This window comes from Microbispora sp. H10830, assembly GCF_014161375.1.
GTDB lineage: Bacteria > Actinomycetota > Actinomycetes > Streptosporangiales > Streptosporangiaceae > Microbispora > Microbispora catharanthi.
On the sequence record NZ_JABBWX010000004.1, the window covers coordinates 458,988 to 476,709 of the forward strand.

Annotated in this window: 14 protein-coding genes and 1 pseudogene; 7 read left to right on the plus strand and 8 right to left on the minus strand. The window is 72.0% G+C overall.

The window, feature by feature from the left end:
- Positions 1 to 20: 20 nt before the first annotated feature.
- Positions 21 to 386, plus strand: coding sequence for a nuclear transport factor 2 family protein (locus HHX35_RS14495; RefSeq protein ID WP_182899322.1), 366 nt, complete (start codon positions 21 to 23; stop codon positions 384 to 386).
- Between the two features lie 5 nt (positions 387 to 391).
- Here the strand turns inward: HHX35_RS14495 and HHX35_RS14500 are convergent, their stop codons facing one another.
- Entirely contained in the window at positions 392 to 538 is a 147-nt protein-coding gene (locus HHX35_RS14500; protein WP_220505378.1) for a hypothetical protein, read from the minus strand.
- A gap of 102 nt (positions 539 to 640) precedes the next feature.
- Positions 641 to 969, minus strand: a pseudogene (locus HHX35_RS14505) (RNA-guided endonuclease InsQ/TnpB family protein); the annotation flags it as partial.
- 132 nt (positions 970 to 1,101) lie between these two features.
- Here HHX35_RS14505 and HHX35_RS42610 point away from each other — a divergent pair.
- The gene (locus HHX35_RS42610; protein WP_220505379.1) at positions 1,102 to 1,251 is read left to right on the plus strand and encodes a hypothetical protein; all 150 of its coding nucleotides are present in this window, start codon (positions 1,102 to 1,104) and stop codon (positions 1,249 to 1,251) included.
- Between the two features lie 444 nt (positions 1,252 to 1,695).
- The gene (locus HHX35_RS14515; protein ID WP_259405037.1) at positions 1,696 to 2,307 is read left to right on the plus strand and encodes an HAD family phosphatase; all 612 of its coding nucleotides are present in this window, start codon (positions 1,696 to 1,698) and stop codon (positions 2,305 to 2,307) included.
- Positions 2,308 to 2,431: 124 nt separating this feature from the next.
- Here HHX35_RS14515 and HHX35_RS14520 read toward each other — a convergent pair whose 3' ends face one another.
- The 4 genes from HHX35_RS14520 to HHX35_RS14535 form a co-directional block, all read right to left on the minus strand.
- Positions 2,432 to 3,580, minus strand: a complete 1,149-nt coding sequence (locus HHX35_RS14520) for an acyl-CoA dehydrogenase family protein (protein ID WP_182899324.1) — start codon at positions 3,578 to 3,580, stop codon at positions 2,432 to 2,434.
- Between the two features lies 1 nt (position 3,581).
- On the minus strand, positions 3,582 to 4,475 hold the full coding sequence (locus HHX35_RS14525) for a hydroxymethylglutaryl-CoA lyase (protein WP_182899325.1): 894 nt from the start codon (positions 4,473 to 4,475) through the stop codon (positions 3,582 to 3,584).
- A complete protein-coding gene (locus HHX35_RS14530; RefSeq protein WP_182899397.1) occupies positions 4,466 to 6,415 on the minus strand; it encodes a biotin carboxylase N-terminal domain-containing protein in 1,950 nt (649 codons plus the stop codon). Before HHX35_RS14530 ends, HHX35_RS14525 begins: the two co-directional genes overlap by 10 nt.
- 276 nt (positions 6,416 to 6,691) lie before the next feature.
- Positions 6,692 to 8,266, minus strand: a complete 1,575-nt coding sequence (locus HHX35_RS14535; protein WP_182899326.1) for a carboxyl transferase domain-containing protein — start codon at positions 8,264 to 8,266, stop codon at positions 6,692 to 6,694.
- A gap of 46 nt (positions 8,267 to 8,312) precedes the next feature.
- Here HHX35_RS14535 and HHX35_RS14540 point away from each other — a divergent pair, with 46 nt between their 5' ends.
- On the plus strand, positions 8,313 to 8,903 hold the full coding sequence (locus tag HHX35_RS14540) for a TetR/AcrR family transcriptional regulator (protein WP_310739090.1): 591 nt from the start codon (positions 8,313 to 8,315) through the stop codon (positions 8,901 to 8,903).
- Positions 8,904 to 8,921: 18 nt separating this feature from the next.
- Here HHX35_RS14540 and HHX35_RS14545 read toward each other — a convergent pair whose 3' ends face one another.
- On the minus strand, positions 8,922 to 11,000 hold the full coding sequence (locus HHX35_RS14545; RefSeq protein ID WP_182899327.1) for a BTAD domain-containing putative transcriptional regulator: 2,079 nt from the start codon (positions 10,998 to 11,000) through the stop codon (positions 8,922 to 8,924).
- A 102-nt stretch (positions 11,001 to 11,102) separates the two neighbouring features.
- Here HHX35_RS14545 and HHX35_RS14550 point away from each other — a divergent pair, with 102 nt between their 5' ends.
- Positions 11,103 to 11,780 carry a hypothetical protein gene (locus HHX35_RS14550; RefSeq protein WP_182899328.1) on the plus strand — a complete coding sequence of 226 codons (678 nt, stop codon included), beginning with the start codon at positions 11,103 to 11,105 and terminating at the stop codon, positions 11,778 to 11,780.
- A gap of 72 nt (positions 11,781 to 11,852) precedes the next feature.
- Here HHX35_RS14550 and HHX35_RS14555 read toward each other — a convergent pair whose 3' ends face one another.
- A complete protein-coding gene (locus tag HHX35_RS14555; RefSeq protein ID WP_182899329.1) occupies positions 11,853 to 14,066 on the minus strand; it encodes a thiamine pyrophosphate-dependent enzyme in 2,214 nt (737 codons plus the stop codon).
- Positions 14,067 to 14,271: 205 nt separating this feature from the next.
- Here HHX35_RS14555 and HHX35_RS14560 point away from each other — a divergent pair, with 205 nt between their 5' ends.
- The gene (locus HHX35_RS14560; RefSeq protein ID WP_182899330.1) at positions 14,272 to 15,606 is read left to right on the plus strand and encodes a hypothetical protein; all 1,335 of its coding nucleotides are present in this window, start codon (positions 14,272 to 14,274) and stop codon (positions 15,604 to 15,606) included.
- Between the two features lie 123 nt (positions 15,607 to 15,729).
- Complete coding sequence (locus tag HHX35_RS14565) at positions 15,730 to 17,688, plus strand: AarF/ABC1/UbiB kinase family protein (protein ID WP_259405038.1); 1,959 nt, start codon at positions 15,730 to 15,732, stop codon at positions 17,686 to 17,688.
- Positions 17,689 to 17,722: the final 34 nt, after the last annotated feature.

The window sequence follows — 17,722 nt, forward strand, 5'->3', positions numbered from 1 at the left end:
CGAGAGTTCGGGAGGAACCCATGCCGGAGTACGAGAAGGCCATGCGGCCGGAGGACATCACCCGCCTGTTCGTCGAGCGGTCCAACGCCGGGGACGCCGCGGGAGTGGCGGCGCTGTACGAGGAGAACGCGGTGCTGGCCTACCCGCCGGGCAGCGTGACGGCCGGCCGGGAGGCGATCCGCGCACTGTGGGAGAAGGTGCTGGCGAACCGTCCCCGTTTCGAACCCGAGGAACCGCTGCCGACCCTGGTCAGCGGCGACATCGCGCTGACCTCGACCCCGCCGGGGGACGGCGCCGGCGCCCGGGCCCAGGTCGTGCGGCGCCAGCCCGACGGAAGCTGGCTGCGGGTGCTCGACCAGCCGGAGTTCCAGCCGCCCGCCCGCTGATCCGGTTACGGGTGAGCCGCCGGGGCGGCGGCGGGGGCGCGGTCCGCCTCGGTGGCCGGGGCGGCGCCCCCGTCGTCCACGAACGTCGCCTCGTCGAAGGGCGCCCGGCCGGCCAGCACCTCCTCCGCCCGCGAGCGGTCGAAGTCGCCCACCCACGTGGCAATAAGGACGGTGGCGACCGGCGGTGCCGTCGAAATTGAAGGATTGACGCGCTCCCCGGCCTGAAGGCCCGGGATTCAGCCCGTGCCGCACGGTCACGCGGCGCCCCTGTGGCTTCCTGCTTCCTCGCGCTGTGCCAGGGCTGGCCCCGGTCTTACCTGCGCTCCACAGGCGTTTAGCCTCTCCGCCCGTCCGGCGGCGAGGATGTTCTTGGCGGCGTTGACATCCCGGTCGTGCATCGCCCCACACGGGCAGGTCCACTCCCGGACTTTCAGCGGCATGGACTCGGCCAGTGCCCCGCACTCAGAGCAGAGCTTGGAGGAGGCCGGTGGAAGACCCGCCCGTGCATGCGGGCTTTGTACTCCAGCATGGTCACGAAGGACGACCAGCCCGCGTCGTGCACGCTCTTGGCCAACCGGGTGCGTCAGCGGCCAGGGCGAGGTGGACCGGGCGCTGTCCACCCTGCGCGGGACCGCCCGCCCTCATGTGCCCAAGGGGATGACGGCCGACACCCTGGAGGCGGTGGCGGGCGCGCTGCGGACATGCCGCCGGCGGCATGTCCGCCCAGGCCGTGGGCGCGGCCGTGGGCGTGTCCCGGGTGACGGCCCGGCGCTACCTGGAACACCTCGTCGACACCGGCGTCGCGCGCCGTGTCCCGCGGTACGGCGGCCCCGGCCGTCCGGAGCTCCGCTACACCATGGCCTGACCGCGCGATCGACCGCGTCGACGTCGCGGTCGAACGGCCGATCGCCCCCAGGCGCTGGGTGGCGGAGACGCCTTGGCGCAGGACGACGCTCCTCACCCCGCCCGAGCCGCTGATCCGGGTGCGGTTCGAGGTGCCGTGGCGAATGCGTCTCGTACGCGATCTCGACCGCCATGCCGGCCCTCCGTCCCCTTCAGGCCCCACGGTGCGCGACCCCCCGGGACGAGGTCCGGCACTTCGCCCTCCGCTGAACCCTTCCGGCGTTCCCGCTTGAAAACCACTCCGACGTCGTACGGGTCCTCCACTGCCGCCGGCCGCGCTGCACCCCTCGCGGAGGCCGAAGTCGGACGCGTGCGGAGCGGGCCTGAGCCGTGGCCCTCCATCGACAAGACGCGTACGGTGCAACGGTGAGAATCGATCACCCTCGTCGGAAGGCGGAGGACCTTGTTGCCTGAACTCCATCCCGGAGACGCCGGTGCCCTGCTCTTCGACTGGGACGGAACGCTGGTGGACAGCCAGCGGGCGAACTATGTCGCGTTGGCCGGAGCGCTGGCCGAGGAGGGCGTACAGCTGGGCCAGGAATGGTTCGACGCGCGCACCGGCCTCTCCTCGGCCGAGATGGTCCGTCTGCTGGCACGCGAGGGCGGGCTCACCCTCCGGCGGCCCGTGGAGGAGATAGTGGCGGATCGCGACGAACGGTTCCTGCGGATGGCGCACGAGATCCGCGTGCACCCGGAGATCGAGGCCGTGGTCTCCTCCTTCCACGGAAGGCTGCCCATGGCCGTGGCCTCAGGCGGCGCCCGGAGAGTGATCGAGATGACGCTCCGCCACCTGCCGATCCGTCACCGGTTCGGCACCGTGGTCACCCGCGACGACGTCGAACGGGGCAAGCCCGCGCCGGACATCTTCCTGCGCGCGGCGAAGCTGATCGGCGTCCCCCCGAACCGCTGCACCGTGTACGAGGACAGCGACGAAGGCATCGCCGCTGCCCGGGCGGCGGGCATGACGATCATCGACGTCCGGCCGCTCACCCGCCGGCCGAGCGGGACGAGCGCCTGAGGCCGTCTTCTGGGCAAGCTGCTCGTTGCCGCGGGGGCATGCCCCGGCGACGACGGCCTCCGGGTGCGTGTACGCGACCCCGGCTCGCACGATCGAGCACGGCGTATCTCCAGGTGACAGCGATCTAAGCGGGCAGGCCGAGTTCGCGGGCGATGAGCATGCGCTGCACCTCGCTGGTGCCCTCGCCGATCTCCAGGATCTTCGCGTCGCGGTAGAAGCGGCCGACGGGAAACTCGTTCATGAAGCCGTAGCCGCCGAAGATCTGGGTGGCGTCGCGGGCGTTGTCCATCGCGGCGTTGGACGACACGAGCTTGGCGATCGCCGCCTCCTTCTTGAACGGCAGACCGGCCAGCATGCGCTCGGCGGCGTGGTAGTAGGCCAGGCGGGCCGTGTGCACCCTGGCCTCCATGTCAGCGATCTTGAACTGCATGGCCTGGTAGCGGCCGATCTCCTGGCCGAAGGCCCGGCGCTCGCGCACGTACCGCAGCGACTCGTCCACGCAGCCCTGGGCGAGGCCGACCGACAGCGCGGCGATGGCCACCCGGCCCTCGTCCAGCGTCTGGAGGAACTGCGCGTAGCCCCGGCCGCGCTCGCCCAGCAGATTCTCCTCCGGCACCCGGCAGTCGGCGAACGACAGCTCCCGGGTGTCCGAGGCCGACCAGCCGACCTTGGAGTACTTCTTCGACACGGTGAAGCCGGGCGTGCCCGACGGCACGAGGATCGTGGAGATCTCCGGCCTGCCGTCCTCCCTGCGGCCGGTGATCGCCGCCACGGCGACGACGCCGGTGATGTCGGTGCCCGAGTTGGTGATGAACGCCTTAGAGCCGTTGATCACCCATTCGCCGCCGTCGAGTACGGCCGCGGTGCGCATGCCGCCCGGCACGTCGGACCCGCCGCCGGGCTCGGTCAGGCCGAACGCCCCGAGGATCTCCCCCGCCGCCATCTTCGGCAGCCACCGCCGCTTCTGGGCGTCCGTGCCGAACCGCAGGATGGGCATCTCGCCCAGCGAGACCGCCGCCTCCAGGGTGATCGCCACCGAGGAGTCGACCCTGGCCAGCTCCTCCAGGGCCAGGCACAGCGCGAAGTAGTCCCCGCCCATGCCGCCGTACTCCTCCGGGACGGGCAGGCCGAACAGGCCCATCGCGCCCATCCTGCGGACGATGTCGTACGGGAACTCGCACCGCTCGTAGTAGTCCCCGATGACGGGGGCCACCACCTCACGGGCGAACTCCTCGACCGACTTGCGTAGTTCGACGTGCTCGTCGTTGAGCATCTCAAATCTCCTTGGCCAGAGCCTGGACGACGCGGGAGGGGCTCGGCCGGCCCAGGACCTCGGCGAGCCAGAGGCTGGTGGCGGCCAGCGACCTGACGTCCACCCCGGTCTCGACGCCGAGACCGTCGAGCATCCAGACCAGGTCCTCGGTCGCGAGGTTGCCGGTGGCGCTCTTCGCGTACGGGCAGCCGCCGATGCCGCCGGCGGAGGAGTCCACGACCGTGATCCCCCGCCTGAGGGCGGTGAGCGTGTTGGCCAGGGCCTGTCCGTAGGTGTCGTGGAAGTGGACGGCCAGCCGGTCGGGCCCGACCCCGGCCTCGGCGAAGGCGTCGAGCAGCGCCTCGACGTGCCGGGGCGTGCCGACGCCGATCGTGTCGCCGAGCGACAGCTCGTAGCAGCCGAGGTCGAGCAGCCTGCGCCCGACCCGGGCGACCTGCTCGGGTGCGACCAGTCCCTCCCAGGGGTCGGCGAAGCACATCGACACGTACGCCCTGACCCGCATGCCGTGGGCGAGGGCCCGTTCGACGACGGGGGCGAACATCTCGAACTGCGACTCGACGGTCCGGTTCAGGTTGCGCCGGGCGAACGACTCGGTGGCGCTGCCGAAGATCGCGATGTCGGTGACGCCCTGCTGCAGGGCCCGGTCGAGGCCCCGCTCGTTGGGGACGAGCACCGGGTAGCGGACTCCCGGCACCCGCGGCAGGCTCTCCAGCAGCTCCGCTGCGTCCGCGAGCTGGGGCACCCACTTGGGGTGGACGAAGCTCGTCGCCTCGATGGTCGTCAGTCCGGCCTCGGCCAGCCGGCCGATGAACTCGCGCTTGACCTCGACGGGCACGACGGCGGACTCGTTCTGCAGGCCGTCGCGCGGGCCGACCTCGTAGATCGTCACTCGCACGGCGTCACCCTCGCCACGACCGCGTCCAGCTCCACCGTCTGCCCCGGCCGGGCGCGCAGCTCGGCGAGCACGCCGTCGGCCGGCGCCGTCAGGGTGTGTTCCATCTTCATCGCCTCCACGACGACCAGCGGCTGCCCCGCGGTGACCCGGTCGCCCTCCGCCGCCTTCACGAGCAGCACCGTTCCCGGCATCGGGCTGCGTACGACCCCGTCGCCGGCGAGCGCCCCACCCTGCCGGTCCTTCGGGTCGCCGGGATCGTGCCGGGTGACGGGCCATGCGCGGCCGCCCTCGGCGAGCCACACCGTGTCGCGGTTCCGGGCCACCGCGTACCTCCGGGTGACGCCGCCGAGGGTGACCGCCGCCTCATCGGTGCCGGTCCACTCCAGTCGCACCCGGCCGAGTGAACGCTCGTTAACTTCGATCTCCGCGTCGCCGGCCGCGCCCCGCACCCGTACGGGCACGCCGAGCCGGTGCACGGTCCAGGCGGGCTCTCCGACGCGCCACCCGTCCGCCACGTCCCACGGGTCGTCCGTCGTACGCCCGGAGACGTGGAACCCGGCGTGGAAGACGAGCGCGGCCGCCGCCAGCACCTCATCCGGCACCTCGCCGCTCACCAGGTCGCCGAGCCGCCGCTCGACCAGCCCGGTGTCGAGGCGCCCGGCCGCGACCTCGGGGTCGGCCAGCAGCGCGCGCAGGAACCCGATGTTCGTGGTGACCCCGAGGATCACGGTCGAGGCCAGCGCACGGTCGAGGGCCGCGAGCGCGCCCGCCCGATCGGGGGCCCAGGCCACCGCCTTGGCCAGCATCGGGTCGTAGTCACTGCCCACGGCCATCCCGCCGGTCAGCCCGGAGTCGAAGCGCACGCCCTCGCCCGCGGGCTCGCGCAGGGCCAGGATCCGGCCGCCGGTCGGCAGGAAGTCGCGGGCCGGGTCCTCGGCGTAGACGCGGGCCTCGACGGCGTGGCCGCGCAGGCGCACCTCGTCCTGCCCGAACGGCAGCAACTCCCCCGCGGCGATCCGCAGTTGCAGTTCGACCAGGTCGAGGCCCGTGACCATCTCGGTGACCGGGTGCTCGACCTGCAGCCGCGTGTTCATCTCCATGAAGAAGAAGTCGCCGGGATGCGAGCCGGGGACGATGAACTCGACCGTCCCCGCGCCGACGTAGCCGACCGACCGGGCGGCCTGCACCGCCGCCGCCCCCATGCGGGCCCGCGTCTCGTCGTCGAGCAGCGGCGAGGGCGCCTCCTCGACGATCTTCTGGTGCCGCCGCTGCAGGCTGCACTCACGCTCGCCGAGGTGCACGACGTTCCCGTGGCCGTCGGCCATGACCTGGATCTCGATGTGCCGGGGCCGGTCCACGAACCGCTCGATCAGCAGGGTGCCGTCCCCGAAGGCCGCCGTCGCCGTACGGCGGGCCGACTCGACGGCCGCGGCCAGGCCGTCGGCGGACTCGACCCGCAGCATGCCTTTGCCGCCCCCGCCCGCGGACGGCTTGATCAGCACGGGGAAGCCGATGCGCTCGGCGACCTCGGCCAGGTCGTCGTGCGGTTCCGCGCCGCCGGGCACGACCGGAACGCCCACGCGGGCGACCGTCTCCTTGGCCCGGATCTTGTCGCCCATGGCCTCGATGGCCCCGGCCGGTGGGCCGACGAACACCAGGCCCTCCTGCGCGCAGCGCTGGGCGAACTCGGCGTTCTCGGCGAGGAAGCCGTACCCGGGGTGGACGGCCTCGGCGCCGCTCGCCCGGGCGGCCTCGACGATCGCGTCGATGTCGAGGTAACCGCGCGGGAGCCGTACGGCGAGGTCGGCCTCGCGCACGTGGCGCGCGTCGCGGTCGGCGTCACTGTGGACGGCGACGGCGCGCACGCCCAGGGCGCGCAGCGTACGGATGATCCGGACGGCGATCTCGCCCCGGTTGGCGATCAGGACACTGGAGAACATCACGAGAGAACCCGACGCAGTGAGCGGAGTGAGCGGTGAGGAACGAGCCGCTCGCGAAGCGAACGAGGAGCTGGTGAACGAGTCATCAGCACAGAGAGAACCCGACGCAGTGAGCGGAGTGAGCGGTGAGGAACGAGCCGCTCGCGAAGCGAACGAGGAGCTGGTGAACGAGTCATCAGCACAGAGAGAACCCGACGCAGTGAGCGGAGTGAGCGGTGAGGAACGAGCCGCTCGCGAAGCGAACGAGGAGCTGGTGAACGAGTCATCGACACTGCCTCACATCCGGAAGACGCCGTAGCCGACGGGTTCGAGGGGGGCGTTCGCGGCGGCGCCGAGCGCCAGGCCGAGGACGGTCCTGGTGTCCGCCGGGTCGATCACCCCGTCGTCCCACAGACGCGCGGTCGAGTAGTAGGGGTTGCCCTGGTGCTCGTACTGGGCCCGGATCTCGTCGGCGTCGGCGTCGCCGACCATGGTGAGCACGGTGGCCGCCTGTTCGCCGCCCATGACCGAGATGCGGGCGTTCGGCCACATCCACAGGAAGCGGGGCGAGTAGGCGCGCCCTGCCATCGCGTAGTTGCCCGCGCCGAACGAGCCACCGATGATCACCGTGAACTTCGGCACCCGGGCGCAGGCGACCGCCGTCACCATCTTCGCGCCGTGCTTGGCGATGCCCCCGGCCTCGTACGCCTTGCCGACCATGAAGCCGCTGATGTTCTGCAGGAACACCAGCGGGATCGACCGCCGGTCGCACAGTTCGATGAAGTGCGCGCCCTTGAGCGCCGACTCGCCGAACAGGATGCCGTTGTTGGCCACGATCCCCACGGGGTGCCCGTGGATCCTGGCGAACCCGGTGACCAGGGTCGGGCCGTATTCGGCCTTGAACTCGAGGAACCTGCTGCCGTCGACCACCCGGGCGATCACCTCGCGCACGTCGTACGGCCGGCGGGTGTCCTGGGGGACGATGCCGTACAGGTCGCGCGGGTCCCACAGCGGCGGCTCGGCGGGCGCGACCTCCCAGGGGCGGGGGCTTTTCGGCGCGAGCGTCGACACGATGTCCCGCACGATCTTCAGGGCGTGCGCGTCGTCCTCGGCGAGGTGGTCGGTGACGCCGCTGACGCGGGCGTGGACCTCGCCGCCGCCCAGTTCCTCGGCCGTGACGGTCTCGCCGGTGGCGGCCTTCACCAGCGGCGGCCCGCCCAGGAAGATCGTGCCCTGGTCGCGGACGATCACGGCCTCGTCGCTCATCGCAGGGACGTACGCGCCGCCCGCGGTGCAGGAGCCGAGCACGGCCGCGATCTGCGGGATGCCCCGCGCCGACATGGTGGCCTGGTTGTAGAAGATGCGGCCGAAGTGCTCGCGATCGGGGAAGACCTCGTCCTGTTTCGGCAGGAAGGCGCCGCCCGAGTCGACCAGGTACACGCACGGCAGGTTGTTGTGGAGGGCGACCTCCTGGGCGCGCAGGTGCTTCTTGACCGTGATCGGGTAGTACGTGCCGCCCTTGACGGTGGCGTCGTTGGCCACGATCACGACTTCGCGTCCGGCGACCCGCCCCACGCCGGTGATGATCCCGGCGGCCGGGGCCTGGTCGTCGTACATGCCGGCGGCCGCGAGCGGGGACAGCTCCAGGAAGCGCCCGCCGGGGTCGAGGAGCGTGTCGACGCGGTCCCTGGGCAGCAGCTTGCCGCGCTGGACGTGCCTGGCCCTGGCCCGCTCGGGGCCGCCGCGCGCCGCCGCCGCGAGCCGTTCCCGCAGGTCCGCCACCAGGCGTTCGTTCGCCTCCGCGGTGCGCTTGTACGGCTCGCCGCCCGGGTCGCACCGGCTCTCCAGCACCGGCCAGTCACTCGTGCTCATGCTCGGATGTTAATCATCATTAACAGACTCCGTCTACCATGGTGCCGTGAAGACCGGGAGGACCGTGAAGACCCCTACCCGCAATCGTCGGGCCGAGATCCTCGAAGCGGCCGCGGACCTCTTCGCGGCGCGCGGCTTCCACGGCGTGTCCATCGAGGACATCGGCGCGGCCGTGGGCGTGTCGGGGCCGGCGCTGTATCGGCACTTCAGCGGCAAGGAGGCCCTGCTCGCCGAGATGCTGCTGGACATCAGCGAGCGGCTGCGCGAGCAGGGGGCGCGGCTGGCCACCACCGCCGACCCCGACACCGCGGAGGCGGCGCTCGACGCGCTGCTGTCCGGGCACATCGAGTTCGCGCTGACTCACCCCGCGCTCATCCGCGTCCACGAGCGCGAGCTGGACAACGTGCCGGAGCAGGCCCGCCGGGCCATCCGGCGGCTGCAGCGGCTGTACGTCGAGGAATGGGTGACGGTGCTGTCCGAACTGCACCCCGCGTGCCCGCCCGCGCGGCTGCGCGCCGCCACGCACGCGGTCTTCGGCCTGCTCAACTCCACCCCGCGCAGCGCCGGGGAGCTCGACCCCGAGGCCATGGCCGACCTGCTCCGCACCATGGCCCGCGCCGCGCTGTCCCGGTTGTAGGAGCCCGGGCGCCGCGCTCTATCGGGACGTCACGACGCGCGTGCCGGCGCGACTGTAGGTGTTGTCCGCGGTGTACTCGTACACCCCGAAGGTCCCCTCCGTGACGTCCCCGTTGCTGTCGAACTCGATCCGCCCGCTCAACCCGTCGTAGTCGATGTCCAAACCAGAGCGGACGAGGGCCGAGCACTCCCGGTAGGACGTGCATCGCCGACCACCCGAGCTGACGTCCCTCAGCCGCGCGGCCACGGACTGGCCGAGATCCCCCCTGGCCGCCTCCGCCGCGAGGGCTCCCAGGATCACCGCGTCATAGGCCTCCGGGCCGTAGCCGAGATCGCCGAGGCTCGGATCCATCGCACGCATCCGCCGGGCGAATTCTTCGCCGGCGTCCGCACCGGCCAGCGTCCCCCTGGCACCGAGCAACGTCCCCCTGGGCAGATCCGCCGAGTAGTCCGAGAGATTGCCGTCCACCAGATACCAGTGCTGGGTGCCGGCCGTGACCCCACGCCGCCTCAATTCCTTGACGATCTCGGCCGTCTCCTCGAAGCCGATGAGCACGAGCGCGTCCGCCTTCTCCCGGACGATGGTGTTCACCGGCTTCGCGAAGCGCGTTTCGTCCTCGTCGTACCTGACCTTCCTGACCACGCGGCTCCCGGTCCGGGTGATCGCCGACTCGATTCCCCCGATCACGCTCTCCGAGTAGGGGTCGTCGAGGGCCATGATCGCGACGGTGCGGTCGTGGTTCTCCGCGATCAGCCGGCCGATCGCACGTCCTTGCAGGTCGTCCCCCGGGGCCGTACGGAAATAGAGGCCGCGGTCGTAGGCAGAGGTGAGCAGCGACGAGGTGTTGGAGGGCGAGATGATCGCCGCCCCCGCCTCGGTGACCTGATCGAGGATGGTCAGGGACACGGTGTTGGACACCGCGCCCACGATGAGATCCGCCTTCCGGGCGAGCAGATCCGCGACGGCGGACGACGCGATGTCCCGCGCCGGGTCGCCCGAGTCCGACCGGACGAGGCGCACGGGCCGCCCGAGCACGCCACCCGCGGCGTTGACGTCCTGGACCGCCAGGTCGGCTCCCGCGGCCGTCGCGGCCCCGAGGAAGTAGAGGGACCCCGTAACCGGCAGCAGGGTCCGGACGGTCAGGACGCCGTCCCCCACCGCCCCCTTGGCCATCTCGACCCGCCCGGGTGTGGGCGGGCTCCCCGTCGGCGAGGAGCCCCGCAACCCCAGCGCCGCCGTCACCGCCACCAGCATGCCGAGACCCGCGGCGAGGATCGGCCTGACCCGGCCGCGTACCCGCCGGGGCGAGGGCACCACCGCCGGCGACCGCGTGGACCCCGGGCCGGTCGGAGCCGGAGAGACGCCCATCGGCTCGCCGGCGAGGATCGCCGACTCGATCGCGCGCAGTTCGGGCCCGGGATCGAGCCCGAGTTCCTCGACGAGGACGCGCCGAGCGTTCCGGTATGCCTCCAGGGCCTCGGCCTGGCGGCCGGAGCGGTACAAGGCCAGCATGAGCTGTCCGTGCAGCCGTTCACGCAGTGGATGCGCGGCGACCAGGCCACGCAACTCCCCGATCAGTGGGCTGTGGCGTCCCAGGGCCAGTTCGACGTCGATCCGCTCCTCGACCGCGGCGGCGCGTTCCTCCTCCAGCCTGACCGCGTACTCGTGGGCCCTCCCGCTCAGGTCCGCACCGCCGAAGACAGGGCCGCGCCACAGCGCCAGTGCGTCCCGGTACGCTGCGGCGGCGGACCGGAGGTCCCCCGTCCGCCGCCGGCGGGCCTCGGCGAGAAGATCCTCGAACCTCCGCGCGTCCAGCTCATCGGAGTCCAGGTTCAGGGCGTAGCCCCGGTTGACGGAGGCGATGCGCGCGCCGTCCCCCAGGACACGGCGTAACTGGGCGACGTACACGCGAAGGTTGTCCGCAGCGGACGGCGGCGGGTCGGACGGCCACACCGCATCGACCAAGCCGTCCAGGACAACGGGCTCGTTCGGACAGGTGACCAGCGCGGCGAGCAGAGCACACGTCTTCGGTGCGGTCAGCCGTACGGCCTCGCCGTTCTGCCGGATCTCGATCGGTCCCAGGATGCGAAGCAGCATCACGCCCCTTGCTGGTCAATGCTCTTATACGGGCGGTTATACGCGATTTGCAACGCCTCTTTGCCACGCTGCGGGAAACGCCGCGATCTCCGTGGAGGCATCGTGATCCGATCCATCGCACTGCTCCTGGCCGCCCTGTCCGTGACCGCCGCCGCGCAACCACCGGCCTCCGGCCCGGCCGCGAGCGAACTGAAGGCCGCGCTCGTCGGCTCGAAGGCCGGCTACACGAAGGTGCACACCGTCGCCGCTCGTGCATCGAGATTCGCCTCCGGCGGAACGGCCGTCGCCGACTGGGCCTTCAGCGCTCTTCCGGCACGATGCAGGACCGCGGCCACCACAGGGCTGCTCTGGGATCCGAAGGTCGTCGCCCGTTTCCCCAAGAGCCCCGCCGCCGTGGTGGAGTTCAGCGGCAGGCACGCGCTCGGCGAGTCGCTGATCTCCGTCCCGGAGTCGCTGCCGGACTCGCTGTTCCACGTCCGGGTGCCCAAGGGGTGTGCGAATGTGCGGGTCGCCTACCAGGGCAGACGCGTCAGAGTGAAGATCGCCCCGCTGACCTCCGCCGAGCTGCCCGACATTCCCGGCGCCTCCGTCAGCGGGGTGAAGACCACCCTCCCGCCCGGCCTGTGGGGACATGACAAGGGCGCGCAAAAAGTGCTGATCGTCGTGCGGGACGGGAATCTCGTGCTGGAGACCTACGCGGATGCCTTCGGACCCGTGGGGGACGTGTCGAGCGACTGGACGACCGCGTCGTGGGCCAGAGCAAGGGCCCGGCTGACGTGATACACGGTTGAGGTGATCCACGCTTCCGGCCCGGAACGGCCTGGGCGATCGCGCCACCCGCCCTCGCCCGGGTCAGGCGAGCAGTTTGCGGGCGGCGCGTTCGATGTCGGACTCCGACAGCAGCACGGTGTCGGCGGCCGGGCCGAGCGGCACGAAGCTGTCCTGTGAGGTCACCCGGGCGATCGGACCGCGGAAGCCGTTGTCGACGAGCGCCGCGATCACGCTCTCGGAGACGCCGCCGCTGTGGCGGGTCTCGTCGGCGATCAGCACGCGCCCGGTCAGTTCGGCCGCGCGCATGAGGTCGTCGACAGGCAGCGGCGACAGCCACCGCAGATCGAGCACCCGGCAGCCCATGTCCTCCGCCGTGAGCTTGACCGCCGCCCGCAGGCTCATCCGCAGGCCGTTGCCGTAGGTGACGATGGTCAGGTCGCGGCCGTCGCCGTAGGAGCGGGCGCGGCCGACCGGGACGTGCGTCTCGTCCCAGCGCGCCGGCGGCGCGTACGGCGTGAGCCAGCCGTCGTCGCCCTCCTCGAAGAGATCACGTGTGTGGTACAGCGCGATGGGTTCGAGGAACACGCAGACGCTGCCGTCCATGCGCGCGGCGGCCAGGCAGGTGCGCAGCATCGCGGCCGCGTCGTCGGGCCGCGCCGGAGAGGCGACGATCACGCCGGGAATATCGCGCAATGCGGCAATTGAGTTGTCATTATGGAAATGTCCCCCAAAGCCCTTTTGGTAGGCATATGAGGCGACTCGTACGACCAAGGGGTTGCGATACGCGCCCTGCGAGAAGAACTGCATGGTCGACGCCTCGCCGCGAATCTGATCAAGGGCGTTGTGCAGGTAGGCCAGGTATTGGATCTCCGGCACCGGCAGCAGCCCCGACACCCCGGCACCGAGCGCGAGGCCGAGGATCGCCTGCTCGTCCAGGAGCATGTCGAAGACCCGCTCGGCCCCGAACCTGCGCAGCAGCCCGCGCGTGACGCCGTACACCCCGCCCTTGCGGGCCACGTCCTCGCCGAACACCAGGACCCCGGGGTCCAGCGCCATAGCGTCGGCCAGCGCCCGGTTGACCGCCTGGGCGACCGTGAGCCTGCCCTCCTGCTCCGGCAGGGTGGCGAAGGCGCGCTCGCGCGCCTCGGCGGGCGCGGACCGCAGGGCCTCGGCGGCCACCGCCTCGGGACGGCGCGGCGCGAGCGGGGCCATCACCTCCGCCGCCGTCGCGAGCCGGGGCCGCCGCGCGCACTCCGACGCCAGCTTCAGCACGTGGTCGCGTTCGGCCTCATAGCGTGCGAGCAACTCGTCGGGCGCGGCCAGGCCCGCCTCCACGAGCAGCCGTGCCGTACGGACGAGGGGGTCGCGGTCCAGGTCGGCGGCGATCTCCCGGCGGGTGCGGTAGCCGATCTCCACGTCGGACCCCGCATGACCCATCAGGCGGACGGTGCGCAGGTGCAGGAACGCCGGGGCGCGGTTGACGCGCACGTGCTCGACGGCGCGCAGCGCCACGTCGTAGGTCTCGGCCAGATCGCCGCCGTCGGCCTGGAAGTACTCCAGCAGGGGGTGCCTGGCCTGCGCGACCCACTCCGGCGGCGTCTTCACGCTGATGCCGAGGCCGTTGTCCTCACACACGAAGAGCACCGGGATCTGCAGCCCGCGGAAGCGGCCGTACGCGGCGGTGTTCAGCCCGGTCAGCGCGGAGGCGTGGTTCATCGACGCGTCGCCGAAGCTGCAGACGGCGACGGCGTCCCCGGGCCAGGGCGACGGCAGCCCCAGCATGCGCGCCCGCTCGATCGCGAAGCCGACGCCGACCGCGCGCGGCAGGTGACTGGCGATCGTGGAGGTCTGCGGGATGACGGCGAGGCCGGGGTGGCCGAACACCTTGTGCCGGCCGCCCGCGATCGGCTCCTCGGCCGACGCCGCGATCCCCAGCAGCACGTCGCGCAGCCCCTCCTCGGCCAGCCGCCCGGCCTGAGCCGAACGGGTCAGGTAGAAGGCGCCGGACCGGTAGTGCAGGAGCGCGGGGTCGTCCACGCGGAGCGCGGCCGCCACGGCGGCGTTGCCCTCGTGCCCCGACGACCCGATCGTGTAGAAGCCCTCGTCGCGCTCACGCATGAGGCGGGCGGCGACGTCGAGGAGCCGGCTGCCGAGCTGCACGGCGAACAGTTCACGGCACCGCGTCCCCGTCAGGCCCGTGCCCGGCCGCACCGGCAGGTCCGGATCCCGGGAGGGTCCGGGGGTCAGCGCCCCGACGGCCTCGGCGAAATGCGTCTCCACAGCGTCCCGCACCACACGGCCGATTATGTCGCACGATGCACGCTCCGTCCCGCACAGCGACAACTCCGTACACCAGACGGTTATGGATCATGCTTTTTGACACGAATCGATGACGATAAGTAAGAGGGCTCAACCATTGCCGGTATTCGCCCGTCTACTCGTTATGAATGACGTGGCACCCTCAGGCCGCGTTCAACCACCGGAAGGATGGTTCACCGGAATGTTGAAACGCATTCATGCCGCGATCGCGGCAGTGGCTCTGGGAGGGGCGGCCCTCGTCGCGCTCCCGGCCACCGCCGGCGCGGCGACGGCGGCGGGTCCCGGCGACCTGGCCGTCTCCCCCAGTCCCGTGGTCGTCGGCAGCGACGCGGGCACGACGGCGACCTTCACCTACAAGGCGTCCGACAAGGGCGCGGCCAGGCTCGTCGACCGCGACGGCCGGGCCGTCCCCCTGGACCCCGGCCCCGCGGGCTCCGGCGCCTACTCGGCCACGTACGGCTTCACGTTCAGGGACGAGCCGGGCGTCTGGAAGCTGGAGGTGCGGGCCGGCGGCGGCACCGCGAGCAAGGAGTTCCAGGTCCACTGGACCACCGACCTCGACTTCGACGCGGCGCCGGACGTCGTCGACCGTGGTGACGGGATCAGGCTGACCGGCGCGCTGACCTACCGGGACGGCGACGGCCGGCAGGCGTACGACGGGCAGCGGGTGTACCTCGCCTTCAAGCCGGTCGGCGGCTCCTACAGCCGGGTCGGCTCGGTGACGACCGACCGGCACGGCCGGTTCTCGGTCGACCGCAGGGCGGACAGGAGCGGCTGGTGGCGCGCCGAGTTCGAGGGCGCCTCCGACGCCGAGCCCGCGACGAGCGACAGCGACCGGGTCGACGTCAGGGCCCAGTCCAGCCGCACCCGGATCACCGGATTCGACGCCTCCCCCGAGCCCGTCGACGCCGGTGACGACCTGCGCCTGCGCGGGCGGCTGGAGATCTCCGGCTTCGCCGGCTGGAGCGGCTACCCGGGCCGGCAGGTGAAGATCCTGTTCAAGCCGGCCGGCGGTTACCGCTGGCAGTACGTCACCTCCGACTGGACCGACTCCTACGGCCGCTTCTCCGCGGACGTCACGGCCAGGACCTCCGGCTGGTGGCGGGCCGAGTTCGAGGGCGCCGGCGGTGCGGGCTACTCGGCGAGCGCGACCGACTACGTGACGGTCCGCGTGCCCCGGCCGACGCCTCCGCCCACGCCCAAGGCCGACACCCGGGTCGTCCAGTTCAACGCCGCGCCGGAGCCGGTCAGGTATCACCGGTACCTCACCTTCCGGGGCAAGCTCCAGGCCTGGGACGACGGCTGGGAGGGCTACGGCCACCAGAGGGTGACCGTGTGGTTCAAGAAGGCCGGCGGCTCCTGGCACTACGTCAAGACGCTGTGGACGAACAGCACCGGCAAGTTCTGGGGCAAGACCAAGGCGTCGGCGTCCGGCTACTGGAAGGTCGTCTTCGCCGGGAACGGCGAGGCCGATCGCTCCACCAGCCGGAGCGACTGGGTGCGCGTGAAGCACTAGACGATCACTGAGCCGGCCCGGGGCGTGCCGCACGCCCCGGGCCGGTTCGCGTCCGCGATCGTCCGCCGGCCGGGACGGCTAGAGTTTCGGCGATCACGGCGAGCACGGCATCGGGGGCGACGGTTGGACGCGTTGATATTGATCGCCTTCGCGGTGACGGCCGTCGTGATGGTCGCGGCCTTCGCCCTGGCCGCCCGGCGGCTTCTCGGCCTGCGCTTCGGGACGGTCCGCACGCTGCTCGGCGCCGCCCTCGCCGTCCTGCTGTTCGGCCCGGTCTCACAGGCCCTGGTCGGCCCGGTGGTGGGTGACCAGGCCGGAATCACCCCGCTGTGGTTCTTCATCCTCGCGTACGCCTGCGCGCTGCTGGCCTCGATGGTGTTCCTGGCGATCGCCGAGGCCCTGGTGCCGACGGGATCGATCCCGGGCCCCCTGGAGGCGGTGGCCGCGATCCGGCGGCGAGCAGGACGGTCACGACGCTATCTGCGCATCACCCGCATTCTCATCCGCCACGGCCTCGGCCCCTATCTGCGCGGCCGCGACCCCGACCTGGGCGCCCCCTCCAGCCGCTTACGGCTGGCCCGCTCGCTGCGCGAGGCACTCGACGAGGGCGGGGTCACGTTCGTGAAGCTGGGGCAGATCCTGTCCACCCGCGGCGACCTGCTGCCACCCGAGTTCGTCGAGGAACTGCGCCTGCTGCAGGACCGGGTCGAGCCCGCACCCTGGGAGGAGATCGAGCCCGTCGTCACCGGAGAACTCGGCGGGCCGGTGGAGGAGGTCTTCGCCTCCTTCGAGCGGAAGCCGCTGGCGGCGGCGTCGATCGCGCAGGTCCACCTCGCACGGCTGCGGTCGGGAGAGGAAGTGGTGGTCAAGGTCCAGCGGCCCGGGATCGCCCCCGTGGTGGAGAGGGATCTGGACATCGTGGCCCGCCTCGCCCGTACGGCGGAGCGGCGCACGCGCTGGGCCCGCGGGGTGGGCGTCGGCGACCTCGCCCGGGGGTTCGCCGAGGCGCTGCGCGAGGAGCTCGACTTCCGGGTCGAGGCGGCGAACATGGCCGCCGTCGCCGCGACGTCGAAGGACGCGGCCGTACGGTCGCCCGTGCCCCATCCGCGGCTGAGCGGCCGCCGTCTCCTCGTGATGGAGCGGCTGGACGGCGTTCCGCTCGCCACCGGTCAGGACGGCCTCGGCCCCTCCGAACGCGAGGAGGCCGCCAGGGCCGTGCTGCACGCGCTGCTGGAGCAGATCCTGCTGAACGGGGTGTTCCACGCCGACCCTCATCCGGGGAACATCATGCTGCTGTCCGGCGGGGGCATCGCCCTGCTGGACTACGGGTCCGTCGGACGTCTCGACGGCGCTCTCCGGGCCGCGCTCCAGCGCCTGCTCGCCGCGCTGGACCTGGCCGACCCCGCGGGCGTCGGCGACGCCCTGCTGGAGCTGGTGCCCCGGCCGGACGAGATCGACGAGCGCGAGCTGGAGCGCGAGATCGGCCGCTTCATGGCCCGGCACCTGGTGCCCGGCATCGTCCCGGACTCCCGGATGTTCGCCGACCTGTTCCGCCTGGTCTTCGCCCACAAGCTGTCGGTGCCGCCGGAGGTGGCGGCGGTGTTCCGGGCGCTCGGGACGATCGAGGGCACGCTCACCGGCCTCGCGCCCGGGTTCGACATCGTGAAGGAGGCGCGGGACTTCGCCGGCCGCCGCCTGTCCCCGCCCGGCGGCCGGGAGGAGATCCGCGCCGCGGTGGCCCAGGAGGCGGTGCGCCTGCTGCCCCTGCTGCGGCGGCTGCCCCGGAGCGTGGACCGCATCGTCGGAGCGGCGGAGAGCGGCAGGTTCAGCGTCAACGTGCGGCTGTTCGCCGACGCCCGGGACCGGCGGCACATGACCGGCCTGCTGCACCAGGCACTCCTGACGGTGCTGGCGGCCACCGCGGGGATCATGGCCGTGCTGCTGCTCGACTCGGAGCGCGGGCCGCGGGTGACCCCCGCCGTCACGCTCTATCAGCTCATCGGTTACAACCTGCTGGTGGTGAGCGCCATCCTCGCGCTGCGCGTGCTCGTGACAATCTTCCGGGAGCGCCGGGAGGAGTGACCCGGCGCCCCCGCGAACCGTTCGGTCCGTGCGA

Coding starts and splice junctions, on each gene's coding strand:
- HHX35_RS14520 (WP_182899324.1), bottom strand. CDS start 3,580: ATGCTCAACGACGAGCACGTCGAACTACGCAAGTCGGTCGAGGAGTTC.
- HHX35_RS14535 (WP_182899326.1), bottom strand. CDS start 8,266: ATGAGCACGAGTGACTGGCCGGTGCTGGAGAGCCGGTGCGACCCGGGC.
- HHX35_RS14560 (WP_182899330.1), top strand. CDS start 14,272: ATGTTGAAACGCATTCATGCCGCGATCGCGGCAGTGGCTCTGGGAGGG.
- HHX35_RS42610 (WP_220505379.1), top strand. CDS start 1,102: ATGTCCGCCCAGGCCGTGGGCGCGGCCGTGGGCGTGTCCCGGGTGACG.
- HHX35_RS14545 (WP_182899327.1), bottom strand. CDS start 11,000: ATGCTGCTTCGCATCCTGGGACCGATCGAGATCCGGCAGAACGGCGAG.
- HHX35_RS14495 (WP_182899322.1), top strand. CDS start 21: ATGCCGGAGTACGAGAAGGCCATGCGGCCGGAGGACATCACCCGCCTG.
- HHX35_RS14530 (WP_182899397.1), bottom strand. CDS start 6,415: ATGTTCTCCAGTGTCCTGATCGCCAACCGGGGCGAGATCGCCGTCCGG.